This is a genomic window from Bacillus sp. FAU20, assembly GCF_056033865.1.
The window spans coordinates 1-12,904 of sequence record NZ_JBVYHY010000021.1 but is presented as its reverse complement, the minus strand read 5'-3'; the positions used below and the strand labels follow the sequence as shown (position 1 = coordinate 12,904).

General features: G+C 36.3%; 16 protein-coding genes and 1 pseudogene. 12 read left to right on the top strand and 5 right to left on the bottom strand.

Annotated features, from left to right (window positions below; translation table 11 throughout):
• Window positions 1–95: 95 nt before the first annotated feature.
• On the bottom strand, window positions 96–941 hold the full coding sequence (locus tag AC0OM3_RS13855; RefSeq protein WP_000444379.1) for a TylF/MycF family methyltransferase: 846 nt from the start codon (window positions 939–941) through the stop codon (window positions 96–98).
• Window positions 942–1,063: 122 nt separating this feature from the next.
• Window positions 1,064–1,969 carry a BclA C-terminal domain-containing protein gene (locus AC0OM3_RS13850; RefSeq protein ID WP_440048772.1) on the bottom strand — a complete coding sequence of 302 codons (906 nt, stop codon included), beginning with the start codon at window positions 1,967–1,969 and terminating at the stop codon, window positions 1,064–1,066.
• 165 nt (window positions 1,970–2,134) lie between these two features.
• Between AC0OM3_RS13850 and AC0OM3_RS13845 the strand changes: the two are divergent.
• The 10 genes and pseudogenes from AC0OM3_RS13845 to AC0OM3_RS13800 all read left to right on the top strand — a co-directional run bounded on the left by AC0OM3_RS13845 (window position 2,135) and on the right by AC0OM3_RS13800 (window position 10,253).
• Window positions 2,135–3,233: pseudogene (locus tag AC0OM3_RS13845) on the top strand (glycosyltransferase).
• A gap of 212 nt (window positions 3,234–3,445) precedes the next feature.
• Complete coding sequence (locus AC0OM3_RS13840; RefSeq protein WP_001078429.1) at window positions 3,446–4,135, top strand: class I SAM-dependent methyltransferase; 690 nt, start codon at window positions 3,446–3,448, stop codon at window positions 4,133–4,135.
• Window positions 4,132–4,818, top strand: coding sequence for a glycosyltransferase family protein (locus AC0OM3_RS13835; protein WP_001271182.1), 687 nt, complete (start codon window positions 4,132–4,134; stop codon window positions 4,816–4,818). Before AC0OM3_RS13840 ends, AC0OM3_RS13835 begins: the two co-directional genes overlap by 4 nt.
• Window positions 4,819–4,831: 13 nt before the next feature.
• Entirely contained in the window at window positions 4,832–5,512 is a 681-nt protein-coding gene (locus tag AC0OM3_RS13830) for a glycosyltransferase family protein (protein ID WP_000651519.1), read from the top strand.
• 14 nt (window positions 5,513–5,526) lie between these two features.
• On the top strand, window positions 5,527–6,264 hold the full coding sequence (locus AC0OM3_RS13825; protein WP_000676158.1) for a sugar phosphate nucleotidyltransferase: 738 nt from the start codon (window positions 5,527–5,529) through the stop codon (window positions 6,262–6,264).
• Window positions 6,265–6,272: 8 nt separating this feature from the next.
• Window positions 6,273–6,818 (top strand): dTDP-4-dehydrorhamnose 3,5-epimerase, encoded by a 546-nt coding sequence (rfbC, locus tag AC0OM3_RS13820; protein ID WP_000864167.1) that lies wholly within the window; start codon window positions 6,273–6,275, stop codon window positions 6,816–6,818.
• A 15-nt stretch (window positions 6,819–6,833) separates the two neighbouring features.
• Entirely contained in the window at window positions 6,834–7,802 is a 969-nt protein-coding gene (gene rfbB, locus AC0OM3_RS13815; RefSeq protein WP_001024167.1) for a dTDP-glucose 4,6-dehydratase, read from the top strand.
• A gap of 15 nt (window positions 7,803–7,817) precedes the next feature.
• Window positions 7,818–8,672: a dTDP-4-dehydrorhamnose reductase gene (rfbD, locus tag AC0OM3_RS13810; protein WP_000664658.1), complete on the top strand. Its 855-nt coding sequence runs from the start codon at window positions 7,818–7,820 to the stop codon at window positions 8,670–8,672.
• A gap of 108 nt (window positions 8,673–8,780) precedes the next feature.
• Entirely contained in the window at window positions 8,781–9,551 is a 771-nt protein-coding gene (fabI, locus tag AC0OM3_RS13805) for an enoyl-ACP reductase FabI (RefSeq protein ID WP_000421886.1), read from the top strand.
• Window positions 9,552–9,692: 141 nt separating this feature from the next.
• Window positions 9,693–10,253, top strand: a complete 561-nt coding sequence (locus tag AC0OM3_RS13800) for a spore coat CotO family protein (RefSeq protein ID WP_474212589.1) — start codon at window positions 9,693–9,695, stop codon at window positions 10,251–10,253.
• A gap of 58 nt (window positions 10,254–10,311) precedes the next feature.
• Here AC0OM3_RS13800 and exsY read toward each other — a convergent pair whose 3' ends face one another.
• Window positions 10,312–10,770: an exosporium assembly protein ExsY gene (exsY, locus tag AC0OM3_RS13795; RefSeq protein ID WP_001277741.1), complete on the bottom strand. Its 459-nt coding sequence runs from the start codon at window positions 10,768–10,770 to the stop codon at window positions 10,312–10,314.
• Between the two features lie 125 nt (window positions 10,771–10,895).
• Here exsY and AC0OM3_RS13790 point away from each other — a divergent pair, with 125 nt between their 5' ends.
• Both AC0OM3_RS13790 and AC0OM3_RS13785 read left to right on the top strand, forming a co-directional pair.
• Window positions 10,896–11,255, top strand: a complete 360-nt coding sequence (locus AC0OM3_RS13790) for a DUF1360 domain-containing protein (protein WP_000899662.1) — start codon at window positions 10,896–10,898, stop codon at window positions 11,253–11,255.
• Between the two features lie 101 nt (window positions 11,256–11,356).
• On the top strand, window positions 11,357–11,542 hold the full coding sequence (locus AC0OM3_RS13785) for a hypothetical protein (RefSeq protein ID WP_033672524.1): 186 nt from the start codon (window positions 11,357–11,359) through the stop codon (window positions 11,540–11,542).
• A 77-nt stretch (window positions 11,543–11,619) separates the two neighbouring features.
• On the opposite strand, the gene exsF is transcribed toward AC0OM3_RS13785, so the two are convergent.
• Together exsF and cotY are read right to left on the bottom strand one after the other, a co-directional pair.
• Window positions 11,620–12,123, bottom strand: coding sequence for an exosporium protein ExsF (gene exsF / locus AC0OM3_RS13780; protein WP_000492936.1), 504 nt, complete (start codon window positions 12,121–12,123; stop codon window positions 11,620–11,622).
• 167 nt (window positions 12,124–12,290) lie between these two features.
• Complete coding sequence (gene cotY, locus AC0OM3_RS13775; RefSeq protein WP_001277698.1) at window positions 12,291–12,761, bottom strand: spore coat protein CotY; 471 nt, start codon at window positions 12,759–12,761, stop codon at window positions 12,291–12,293.
• Window positions 12,762–12,904 lie beyond the last annotated feature (143 nt).

The window sequence follows — 12,904 nt, the reverse complement described above, 5'->3', positions numbered from 1 at the left end:
TGTTATATGTAAGGAGATTCCGAAAAAAATATTTTGTTGGGTTAGAAGTGAGAGAAGGATGAGTGAAAATGGGATCTCCTATAGATTAAATCTTTTTATTCTTTTCTCCAATAAACGCCAAATACATCAATTTTAGTAATAGGGGCTTTTAAATTTCGTTGCTTTCTAAAGTCTGTCACAGCCTCAGCGCATGGTGGTAGCCCGTAGTCATCGATAATTATATAGCCACCTTTAGAAACTTTATCATATAAGTTCATGAGACCATCCATGGTGGATTCGTACATATCACCATCAAGCCGTGCAATTGCTATTTTTTCAATTGGTGCTGTTGGTAAAGTATCTTTAAACCAACCTTTTAAAAATTTCACTTGATCATTTAGTAAATCATATTTTTTGAAATTCTCTTGTACTTGTTCTAAAGAGACGCGTAAGTAATCGAATGTGTGTAAATAATCACCGTAATCTTTTGGATATTGTTCTAGATTCGGTGCTGGCAAACCTTCAAATGAATCTGCGACCCACACATTACGATCCGTAATGTTGTTTGCTTGTAAAAACCCATTCATAAAAATGCATGATCCTCCGCGCCATACACCTGTTTCAATAAAATCACCTTCTATATTTTCACGAACAACGGTTTCCATCGCCTCTTGTAATTGGTTCATACGTTCTCGACCAATCATGCTATGTGCTGCTCTTGGCCAATCCATTCCATCATGACGTTCACTTTTTGAGACATTTGGTTTTACAATTTTTAAGTTATGGTTTTCGGCATATTGCTTAATGAATAAAGGGAGAGGGACTGTAACTGGTTCGAATTCTAGTTCTTTCGAAATATGTAGAGATGCGGGTAAGTATGCCTCATATTCTAACCATATTTCAAATAAAATTGTCTTCTTTAGCAATTCGAGATAAAGCTGAACAGCAGATTTACTTTCCATATTTGTGCCTCCTGCAAAATGTCATACAACAATATGATTATGTAGGTACTGAATGTTTCATGATTGAATTTGAAATTGAAAAAGCAGTAAAACTGATATCAGTTTTACTGCTAAGTAAAAAATTAAGCAACTTTTTCAATAATAATAGATGCACTCGTGCCAAGAGCTAATGATAGCCCAAGCCCTGTAACAATTACTTCAACTAATGATGGAGTTGTCGTAATTTGCGTAATTGCTTGAATAACGATAGGTGCTCCGAGTGAGATTAAACTTGATCCAGTACCTGGTACAGGTACTCCATTCACTTGGATTGTAAGACCTCCTAATAGACTTGCTGTTGCAGTATTAGCGATAACAGTAATTTTATAGAATCCAGTTTCACTAATTACGAAAGTATCAGCATCTAATTGAGAAATTGCTGTACCAAACTGAGATCCAACAGTATTAAATGGTACTGGATCATTAATTCCTAGATCTAAAGAAATCCCACCGGAGTTAAATGCGTATAGTCCTGCTGGAAGTCCTAGTCCGGATGGTCCAGTTGGTCCAGTCGGTCCAGTAGCCCCCGTAGGTCCAGTAGCCCCCGTAGGTCCAGTAGCTCCAGTGTCACCAGTCGGCCCCGTAAGTCCAGTAGCCCCAGTGTCACCAGTCGGCCCCGTAGGTCCAGTAGCTCCAGTGTCACCAGTCGGCCCCGTAGGTCCAGTAGCCCCAGTGTCACCAGTCGGCCCCGTAGGTCCAGTAGCCCCAGTGTCACCAGTCGGCCCCGTAGGTCCAGTAGCCCCAGTGTCACCAGTCGGCCCCGTAGGTCCAGTAGCCCCAGTGTCACCAGTTGGTCCCGTAGGTCCAGTTGGCCCCGTAGGTACAGTCGGCCCTGTAGGTCCGGTCGGTCCAGTCGGCCCGGTCGGCCCAGTCGGAAGGGTAAACGGTGGTATCGGTGGTAATGTAGGTCCTACAAGATTAGGGTCAAATGCACTAGCTGATAAAGATTCATCGGGATTTAATCCATTTGAATAATTATTATTTGACATAAATTCACCTCCATAAAGCGTTCATTATATAGTAGATGCAAAACCGAAAGAAAATGACACGGACATTTGAATTATTGAAAAGAAATCTTAAACTACTTGAACAATTTAAAAAAATGGAAAGTTTAGTATAGGTATAACATATGATTGATTTGGAAGAGGGTGATTATGTTGAACAAGCAAGGAATTACAATTAGTTTATGTATGATTGTTCGAGATGAAGAGGAGACAATAGCCCGTTGTTTAGACACAGTTGAAAAAATTGTGGATGAAATTATAGTAGTTGATACAGGTTCCGTCGATCGAACGAAAGAAATCGTAGAGAAATACACTTCTAACATATATGATTTCCAGTGGATTGATGATTTTGCAGCAGCAAGAAATTTTTCTTTTTCAAAAGCGACGCAAGAGTATATATTGTGGCTAGATGCAGATGACGTATTATTAGAAGATGCTCAAGAAGCGTTGAAACTTTTAAAAAGAGAATTAGATCCTAAAATTGATGCCGTTTCGATGCCTTATCACCTTGCAATGGATTCTAACGGGAAACCTTTATATTGTACAAAAAGAAATCGACTTGTAAAACGTGAAAAACAATTTCAATGGTTTGGAAAGGTTCACGAGTATTTAGCTATTTCTGGTGAGGTTTTTAGTAGTAATGTTGCTATTACGCATAAAAAAGAAAAAAAAAGTAACAGATCGTAATTTGAGAATTTTTCAAAACACTGTAGCTGCAGGGGAAGAATTGAGTCCGAGGGATTTATTTTATTACGCAAATGAATCTATGGATAACCAAAAATATGATGATGCAGTTCTTCTTTATGAAACATTTCTTAATCAGGACGAAGGATGGTATGAAGAAAAAATTTATGCATGTGGTAAGTTAGGAGATTGCTATGCGAAGCTCGGAATGTGGGAGAAGGCAATTGAATCTTGTGTGAAGTCGTTTCGGTATGACGTCCCTAGAGGAGAGAATTGTACAAGAATAGGATATATATATATGGAACAAGAAAAATATAATGAAGCGATATTTTGGTTTAAACTTGCAACGGAAGTACCAATGGCAACGGAAAGTCCTTTCCATAGTCCAGCTAGCTACACATGGCTACCCTATTTACAAATGTGTATTTGTTATAGCAGGTTAGGAGAGCAGGATAAAGCATATTATTACAATGAATTAGCAGCTTCTTATGTTCCGAATAATGCTGCAATTGAATATAACCGTAAATATTTTCGGGGAGTTTTTGATAAACCATATAAAGCGTAATAGGTTTCGTTTTTTTAGAAATGATTTATCGTTATTCTAACTCTAATAGATTGGTTATATATTAGAGTATCAGTAACGTAACCAATATAGATAAAAATTTTTATACTGCTATTTGCGGGCTAATAATCAGTGGGGGATGAACAAAAACTACACTTTATAGAATTCATATGAGATTTATATTTCTAATTCAATTTGCATAAGGAGTGTGTGAAATGAATCGCGAAAAAAGTTCTTTATATGAAGAAAAATCCGAGCATTATTATAATGCAGCGAATCCGAATTTATTAAAGCATATAAAAAAGGAATGGAAAGAAGTTCTTGATATTGGTTGTTCGAGCGGTGCATTGGGAGCAGCTATTAAAGAAAACGGTACACGTGTATCAGGAATTGAGGCATTTCCAGAGGCTGCAGAAAAAGCGAAAGAAATACTAGATCATGTTATTTTAGGGGATATAGAAAAAATAGATCTTCCTTATGAGGAGGGGCAATTTGATTGCATCCTATTTGGAGATGTATTAGAGCATTTATTTGATCCGTGGGCTGTGATTGAAAAGGTTAAGCCATATATAAAGCAAAATGGTGTGATTTTAGCAAGTATACCAAACGTTGCTCATATTTCAGTATTAGCGCCCTTACTTGCCGGAAATTGGACGTATACAGAATATGGTTTATTAGATAAAACACATATTCGTTTCTTTACATTTAATGAAATGCTAAGAATGTTTTTAAAAGCAGGATATGTTATTAGTAAAGTAGATCGTGTATATGTTGATCATAAAATGTATGAGCCGCTTATTGAGGAGTTGTATGGAATTTGTAAAAAATATCGTCTTGGAAGTGGCTTCATGGCTGAGACAGTTGTATTTCAGTATATTATTGAAGCTGAAAAATCACAATTATGAGTGCTGCAGACAAAACAATATTATTTGTTACATGTATAAATGATCGGAAATTGTATGCAAACTGCGTGCGACATATATTGCAATTGTTAGTACCTCCAGGGTATATTGTTCAATTTATGCCGATTCGAAATGCGAAAAGTATGACGAGTGGATACAATCAAGCTATTTCGCATCCAGCGAAGTATAAAGTGTATTTACATCAAGATGTTTTTATTATAAATAGAGCTTTTTTATATGGATTACTTCAATTATTTGAGGAACATGAACACCTTGGTATGATTGGGATGGTTGGAGCGCAATATGTTCCTCCAACTGGTGTATGGAACGAAGGGCGTGGAATTGTAGGAAAGGTCATTGGTTATATGAATGATTTGTTTTATATGGCAAGTTTAGAACAACCGTATCATGAATCAAAAACATTTATTCCTGTAGAATGTATTGACGGTTTATTAATGGCGACACAATATGATGTTCCGTGGCGAGAAGACTTATTTGACGGATTTGATTTTTATGATGTATCTCAATCATTTGAATTTAAAAAAGCAGGATATACAGTCGGTGTACCTGTACAGCGCGATGCTTGGTGCATCCATTATCATTTTGATGTGAATATGACGAACTATGAAAAGTATCGAAAAATATTTGTAGAACACTATATGGCAGATGTAAATAAGGAAGAATAAAGGGGGGACAAAAATGAAAGATCATACAATATTAGTCGTTGTTTGTGTAAATAATGAGGAGCTTTTTAAACAATGTGAGAGCCAAATAAGAAACATTTTTGTTCCCCCTGGTTACGCTGTACAAATTTTTCCGATACGAGATGCACAAAGTATGGCAAGTGCATATAACCGAGCCCTTTCATATCCAGCGAAATACAAAGTGTATATACATCAAGATACATATCTTATTAATCGAGATATGTTTTATACACTTATATCTCTTTTTGAAGAAAATGAAAAGCTTGGTTTAATAGGGGTCGCTGGGGCTCAGTTTTTACCGAATAACGGGATATGGTGGGAAGGGAAAAATTTAGTAGGGAAAGTGATTGAATATAGAAGACGGAATTATCAATTATTAAATTTGGATCAGGTTTTTTATGGTAATCAACCATTTTTGTCAGTTCAGGCAATTGATGGTTTATTTATGGCAACGCAGTATGATATTCCGTGGCGAGAAGATTTATTTCAAGGGTTTCACTTTTATGATGTGTCACAATCTTTAGAATTTCAAAGGGCTGGTTATTTAATCGGTATCCCAAATCAAGCAAATTTATGGTGTATTCATTACAACGGGGATGAGTTTGATGCGGATACATATGAGAAGTACCGGAAAGTGTTTGTAGAACATTACAAAGATATATTATCTCCATCATAAAGGAGAGATGCAGAGTGAAAGGAATTATTTTAGCAGGTGGTACTGGGTCGAGATTATATCCAATAACGAAAGTAACGAATAAACATTTACTTCCTGTTGGGCGGTATCCGATGATTTATCATGCGGTATATAAACTAAAACAATGCGATATTACAGATATTATGATTATTACAGGTAAAGAGCATATGGGGGATGTTGTTAGCTTCTTAGGGAGTGGTCATGAATTTGGCGTGTCCTTTACGTATCGTGTGCAAGATAAAGCGGGCGGTATCGCACAGGCGTTAGGGCTTTGTGAAGATTTCGTCGGGAATGATCGTATGGTAGTTATATTGGGGGATAATATTTTCTCAGATGATATTCTTCCGTATGTTGAAGAGTTTGCAAATCAAAAAGAAGGTGCGAAAGTACTATTGCAATCTGTAGAAGATCCCGAAAGATTTGGCGTAGCACATATTCAAAACCGAAAAATAGTTGAAATTGAAGAAAAGCCGAAAGAGCCGAAAAGTTCTTATGCTGTTACGGGAATTTATTTGTATGATTCGAAAGTCTTTTCTTATATAAAAGAATTAAAACCTTCTGCACGGGGAGAACTTGAAATTACAGATATAAATAATTGGTATTTAAAACGAGGGGTACTTACTTATAATGAAATGAGCGGTTGGTGGACTGATGCTGGAACTCATGCTTCTCTTCAAAAGGCGAATACGTTAGCACAGGATATTAACTTTGGGAAACAGTTTAACGGAGAATAGGTGAGAATATGAAAGTTATAGAAACAAATTTTACCGATGCAAAATTGTTAGAACCGAGGTTATTTGGAGATGAGCGTGGCTTTTTTTCAGAGAGCTATAATAAGCAGGTGCTAGAAACATTAGGGATTACGTATTCATTTGTACAGGATAACGTATCTTATTCGGTTAAGGCAGGAACGATACGGGGGCTACACTTTCAAAAAAAACCGAAAGCACAAACGAAACTCATTCAAGTTATGCAAGGAGCAATTTATGATGTTATCGTTGATTTGCGAAAAAAATCACCAACATTTAAACAATGGAAAGGGTATATTTTAAGTGCAGATAACCATCGGCAATTACTAGTGCCAAAAGGATTTGCCCATGGTTTTTGCACGCTTGTCCCGCATACTATCGTTATGTATAAAGTAGATGAATATTATAGTGCAGAGCATGACTCTGGATTACTTTGGGAAGATAAAGATTTAGCAATTCCTTGGCCGGTAACAGATCCCATATTGTCCGATAAGGACCGGATATTGCCATTACTAGAGGAATATGAAGATAGTTTTTAAGTAGGAGAGTTGTTTATGAATATATTAGTAACAGGTGGGGCTGGATTTATTGGAAGTAATTTCGTTCATTACATGCTACAAAGTTATGAAACATATAAAATTATTAATTACGATGCATTAACATATAGCGGGAATTTAAATAATGTAAAATCTCTTCAGGATCACCCTAATTACTCTTTTGTAAAAGGAGAAATTCAAAATGGAGAGCTATTAGAACACATCATAAAAGAGCGAGACGTACAAGTGATTGTAAATTTTGCAGCTGAATCACATGTGGACCGTAGTATTGAAAATCCGATTCCTTTTTATGATACAAATGTAATTGGGACGGTCACTTTATTAGAACTAGTTAAAAAATATTCGCATATAAAACTTGTGCAAGTGTCAACAGATGAAGTGTATGGTTCTTTAGGAAAAACAGGGAAGTTCATAGAGACAACGCCGTTAGCTCCAAATAGTCCATATTCTTCAAGTAAGGCGAGCGCGGACATGATAGCTCTATCTTACTATAAAACATATCAATTACCAGTTATAGTAACGCGTTGTTCTAACAATTATGGGCCGTACCAGTATCCCGAAAAATTAATTCCATTAATGGTTACGAATGCACTGGAAGGAAAAAAATTACCGTTATATGGTGATGGTTTAAATGTAAGAGATTGGTTACATGTAACGGATCATTGCAGTGCGATTGACGTTGTTCTGCATAAGGGACGTGTAGGAGAAGTATATAATATAGGTGGAAATAATGAAAAAACAAATGTAGAAGTTGTGGAACAAATTATTACTCTTTTAGGAAAAACAAAAAAAGATATTGAATATGTTACAGATCGTTTAGGGCACGATCGTCGTTATGCGATTGATGCAGAGAAAATGAAGAATGAATTTGATTGGGAACCGAAATATACATTTCAACAAGGATTACAAGAGACGGTGAAATGGTATGAAAAGAATAAGGAATGGTGGAAACCACTAAAAGATTAGTAAGGGGCATGTTAAATGAAAGAGAGGGTTATCATAACAGGAGCAAACGGCCAATTAGGAAAGCAACTATTTGAAGAGTTAAACTCTGAAGAATATGATATATATGCATTTGATAAAAAGTTACTAGATGTCACAAATATATCCCGAATACAACAAGTGGTACAAGAAATAAAACCACATATAATTATTCATTGTGCTGCCTATACGAAAGTAGATCATGCAGAGAAAGAACAGGATCTTGCATATAGAATAAATGCAATTGGAGCTCGAAATGTAGCGGTCGCTTCACAATTAGTAGGGGCGAAGCTAGTTTATATTAGTACTGATTATGTATTTCAAGGCGCCAGACCAGAGGGGTACGATGAATTTCATAGTCCTGCTCCGGTAAATATATATGGAGCCTCTAAGTATGCGGGGGAGCAGTTCGTCAAAGAGTTACATAATAAATATTTTATCGTTCGCACATCGTGGCTATATGGTAAATATGGAAATAATTTCGTAAAAACGATGATACGATTAGGAAAAGAAAGAGATGAAATATCTGTTGTAGCGGATCAAGTTGGCTCTCCTACGTATGTGGCGGATTTAAATATGGTTATTAATAAGCTCATTCATACTTCTTTATACGGTACATACCACGTATCAAACAGAGGTTCATGCTCTTGGTTTGAATTTGCACAAAAAATATTTTCGTACGCCAATATGAAAGTGAATGTATTACCTGTTTCAACGGAAGAATTCGGAGCTGCGGCTGCAAGGCCCAAATATTCTATCTTTCAACATAACATGCTACGATTAAATGGTTTTTTACAAATGCCGTCTTGGGAAGAAGGATTAGAGCGCTTTTTTATAGAAACCAAAAGTCATTAACAAATTTCTGTTAATGACTTTTTTGTTTGCCTTTAAGCGGTTTTATGTTACTATAATTATAGTATCAGGTACTAATAACAAGTATAAGTATTTCTGGGAGGATATATCATGGAACTATTACAAGGGAAAACATTTGTTGTTATGGGCGTTGCGAACCAAAGAAGTATTGCATGGGGAATTGCTCGCTCTTTGCATAATGCAGGTGCAAAATTAATCTTCACATATGCAGGAGAACGTTTAGAAAGAAACGTTCGTGAATTAGCGGACACATTAGAAGGGCAAGAATCACTTGTATTACCTTGTGATGTAACGAATGATGAGGAACTTACAGCTTGTTTTGAAACAATTAAACAAGAAGTAGGTACTATTCACGGTGTAGCACATTGTATTGCTTTTGCAAATCGCGATGACTTAAAAGGTGAATTTGTAGATACTTCTCGCGATGGATTTTTACTTGCACAAAATATTAGTGCATTCTCTTTAACAGCTGTAGCAAGAGAAGCGAAGAAAGTAATGACAGAAGGCGGAAATATTTTAACGTTAACATATCTTGGCGGCGAGCGCGTTGTGAAAAATTATAACGTTATGGGTGTTGCGAAAGCTTCATTAGAAGCGAGCGTGAAATATTTAGCGAACGATTTAGGTCAACATGGTATTCGCGTCAACGCTATTTCTGCAGGACCAATTCGTACGTTATCTGCAAAAGGTGTAGGCGATTTCAACTCAATCTTAAGAGAAATTGAGGAGCGCGCACCACTTCGTCGTACAACAACGCAAGAAGAAGTTGGCGATACAGCAGTATTCCTATTCAGTGATTTAGCACGCGGTGTAACAGGAGAAAACATTCACGTTGATTCAGGGTATCATATCCTAGGATAAATATAATATTAATTTTTAAAGGACAATCTCTAAATGCTGAGATTGTCCTTTTTATTTGTTCTTAGAAAGAACGATTTTTAACGAAAGTTCTTGCCACGTGATGAATATAACTATAATAGTACACGATTTATTCAGCTACGTATGGAAGTGGGAGGGACGAGTGTGAAGAATAAAAATAAAAGTTCAACAGTTGGAAAACCGTTGTTATATATTACGCAAGTAAGTTTAGAACTTGCTGCACCGAAAATAAAAAGGATTATCCTGACAAACTTTGAAAATGAAGATCAAAAAGAAAAAAGTAATAGACAAGAAAATATTGTAAGTAGTGCTGTGGAAGAGGTAATAGAACAAGAACAACAAGAAGAGAAGCAAGAAGAACAGCAAGTGGAAGGAAAAATGGAAGAAGAGGAAAAAGAAGAAAAAGAAGAACAAGAAGAACAAGAAGAACAAGAGCAGGTAAGAACCGTCCCGTATAATAAATCATTTAAGGATATGAATAATGATGAAAAAATTCATTTTTTATTAAACCGCCCTCATTACATTCCGAAAGTAAGGTGTAGAATAAAAACAGCTACAGTTTCTTATGTTGGATCAATCATATCGTATCGTAATGGCATCGTATCTATTATGCCGCAAAATAGTATGAGAGATATTAGGTTGTCTATAGATGATATCCAATCGATTAGTATGGCCGGCTTTTAAATATGTAAAGGTGGTAGAAAGCTTCTACCACCCCAATAGTTTTTTAGTTCACTTCACATTAGATAGTAACGTCGCGTAAGCACTGAATCGCACAGAAACAGCTTAAATCAACAGTAATGCAAGTAGATGTCGATACTAGTCTTGCATTTGGTACAGCTAAAAACGTACAAATTGGGTCATCAGTAGGTGGTACAGGAGAGCTATCACCTAATACTACACTTAATACACGTAGTACAGCACAGCTATCATCATCTACACTTTCCACACGGAAAATTGGAGATCGGCAGCCAACAAGGCTTGCAGATGGTGCAAATGCTTCAAAAGGTTCTCCAGTTTTTGTGTATAAAATAAAAGGACGTGTATTTGCTACTGATGCAGTATTGTGTGCACCTAAAAATGGAATTTCACAACCAGATCCACACGTTGTTGTAGAACAATCTTGTAATTCATTGATGAATTTTACAACGTCAACTACACAATGAGAAGAGCCATGGTGTTTATTTTCGTTACAACTCATTAATGTCACTCCTTATCTTCTTGTTTGTATTTACATTAATAAGATATTGGAGTCGAGGAGATTTGGTCACAATCTCAAGACCTTTTTTTTTAAATAGGCGAAAGAGGATAAGGGAAGGTGGAATTATGCTGTTTACAAGCTGGCTTTTATTTTTTATTTTCGCGTTAGCAGCCTTTAGGCTCACTCGTTTAATTGTTTATGATAAAATTACAGCCTTTTTGCGAAGACCATTTATTGATGAATTAGAGATTACGGAGCCAGATGGAAGTGTATCAACGTTTACAAAAGTGAAAGGTAAAGGATTAAGAAAGTGGATTGGCGAATTATTAAGCTGTTATTGGTGTACAGGTGTATGGGTTAGTGCTTTTTTATTAGTTTTATATAATTGGATTCCTATTGTTGCGGAGCCGTTACTTGCATTATTGGCTATTGCAGGAGCAGCAGCAATCATTGAAACGATTACAGGATATTTTATGGGAGAATAATATATTTTCATAATAAGAGAAAAAGCGGAGTTTAAAAGAATGAGGGAACGGAAATAAAGAGTTGTTCATATAGTAAATAGACAGAATTGACAGTAGAGGAGATGTTTGCTGTGAGCAATAATCCAAGGCAAAATTCATATGACCTGCAGCAGTGGTATCAAATACAGCAACAGCACCATGCACAACAACAGGCATATCAAGAACAATTGCAACAACAAGGATTTGTGAAGAAAAAGGGATGTAATTGTGGGAAAAAGAAGAACACAATAAAACAATATGAAGAATGAAACACTCATGTTACTGTGAGTGTTTTTTATTATACATATAAAAAGCGGTATTTCTGTATTAGAAATACCGCTTTTTACTAGCTAATTTGTGCAACTGTTAATGCTGCTGCACGGACGTCTACAGTTCCAATTAACTCAACTGGTACAATTTGAATTAAGTCACCAGGATTTAAGTTAATAAGAATAACACCGCTGGATACGTCTACTTCACCAGTACCAATAACGTTAGAACGAACCGCTGTACCTGATCCAGGAATAATGTTAGCTGGCGTATTTAATGATAAGAAGAAACGACCAGCTTCTGGTGCTACAGGTGCGTTATCAAGACTAATCGTTAATGTATAACTGATTTGATAAATACCAGCTCGTAGAATTCGAATGCCATCTCCAACACTTACTGTATCATTTATTACTGGAACAGTAATATTTGGGTTTGGACTTACGCTAGGTAATAGTAGTGGTGTAAATAGTGAAGCGAACTGAGGTGCAGACGCGTTGAAAGCAAAACCGAAGGCAGGTAGTGTACTAGCTGGCTTTGCCTCACAATCAATTTTAGTAAATTCGCAATCAGAAGAGAACATGTTTTTCACTCCTTTATCTGTTTCTACTTTCAGTTAATGAAAAGGACAGGTTCTATGTTCTAGACAAGTTCCCAATTTTAAGAAATTTACATAATAATACTCTTTAAGCATGGATTGGGTGGCAGAATTATCTGCCACCCAATCCATACTTAACTCATTATTTAGTTTTAAATTGTAACATCGCGTAAGCATTGAATAGCACAGAAGCAACTTAAATCAACAGTAATGCAAGTAGAGGTTGATACTAATCTTGCATTTGGTACAGCTAAAAACGTACAAATTGGGTCATCAGTAGGTGGTACGGGTGAGTTATCACCTAATACTACAGTTAATACACGTAATACAGCACAGTCATCATCATCTATACTTTCTACGCGGAAAATTGGAGATCGGCAACTAGTAAGGCTTGAAGATGGTGCAAATGCTTCAAAAGGTGCTCCGGCTTTTGTGTATAAAATAAAAGGACGTGTATTCGCTACTGATGCAGTGTTATGTGCTCCTAAAAATGGAACTTCGCAACCAGATCCACATGTTGTCGTTGCACATTCTTGCAGTTCATGTATAAAGCGAACGACATTAGATACACAGTTGAAATCACAATCATGTTCATGATGGTCTTCGTTACAATTGCAGCTCATTATGTTCACTCCTTCTCGTGAGTTCTGACATACACTATTACAATATGAGTGGGATATGGCTGATATTACGTTAATTCTCACGATAAAAACAGGGAATTTATATAGGAGGGATGTACATAACGTGATATAAAAAAAGACATCCT

What these genes read in the sequence shown, in the direction of transcription:
- AC0OM3_RS13855 (WP_000444379.1), bottom strand. Translation starts at nt 941, where the DNA reads ATGGAAAGTAAATCTGCTGTTCAGCTTTATCTCGAATTGCTAAAGAAG.
- AC0OM3_RS13840 (WP_001078429.1), top strand. Translation starts at nt 3,446, where the DNA reads ATGAATCGCGAAAAAAGTTCTTTATATGAAGAAAAATCCGAGCATTAT.
- fabI (WP_000421886.1), top strand. Translation starts at nt 8,781, where the DNA reads ATGGAACTATTACAAGGGAAAACATTTGTTGTTATGGGCGTTGCGAAC.
- cotY (WP_001277698.1), bottom strand. Translation starts at nt 12,761, where the DNA reads ATGAGCTGCAATTGTAACGAAGACCATCATGAACATGATTGTGATTTC.
- AC0OM3_RS13785 (WP_033672524.1), top strand. Translation starts at nt 11,357, where the DNA reads ATGTTTGCTGTGAGCAATAATCCAAGGCAAAATTCATATGACCTGCAG.
- AC0OM3_RS13790 (WP_000899662.1), top strand. Translation starts at nt 10,896, where the DNA reads ATGCTGTTTACAAGCTGGCTTTTATTTTTTATTTTCGCGTTAGCAGCC.
- rfbD (WP_000664658.1), top strand. Translation starts at nt 7,818, where the DNA reads ATGAAAGAGAGGGTTATCATAACAGGAGCAAACGGCCAATTAGGAAAG.
- exsF (WP_000492936.1), bottom strand. Translation starts at nt 12,123, where the DNA reads ATGTTCTCTTCTGATTGCGAATTTACTAAAATTGATTGTGAGGCAAAG.
- AC0OM3_RS13835 (WP_001271182.1), top strand. Translation starts at nt 4,132, where the DNA reads ATGAGTGCTGCAGACAAAACAATATTATTTGTTACATGTATAAATGAT.
- exsY (WP_001277741.1), bottom strand. Translation starts at nt 10,770, where the DNA reads ATGAGTTGTAACGAAAATAAACACCATGGCTCTTCTCATTGTGTAGTT.
- AC0OM3_RS13850 (WP_440048772.1), bottom strand. Translation starts at nt 1,969, where the DNA reads ATGTCAAATAATAATTATTCAAATGGATTAAATCCCGATGAATCTTTA.
- AC0OM3_RS13800 (WP_474212589.1), top strand. Translation starts at nt 9,693, where the DNA reads ATGGAAGTGGGAGGGACGAGTGTGAAGAATAAAAATAAAAGTTCAACA.
- rfbB (WP_001024167.1), top strand. Translation starts at nt 6,834, where the DNA reads ATGAATATATTAGTAACAGGTGGGGCTGGATTTATTGGAAGTAATTTC.
- AC0OM3_RS13830 (WP_000651519.1), top strand. Translation starts at nt 4,832, where the DNA reads ATGAAAGATCATACAATATTAGTCGTTGTTTGTGTAAATAATGAGGAG.
- rfbC (WP_000864167.1), top strand. Translation starts at nt 6,273, where the DNA reads ATGAAAGTTATAGAAACAAATTTTACCGATGCAAAATTGTTAGAACCG.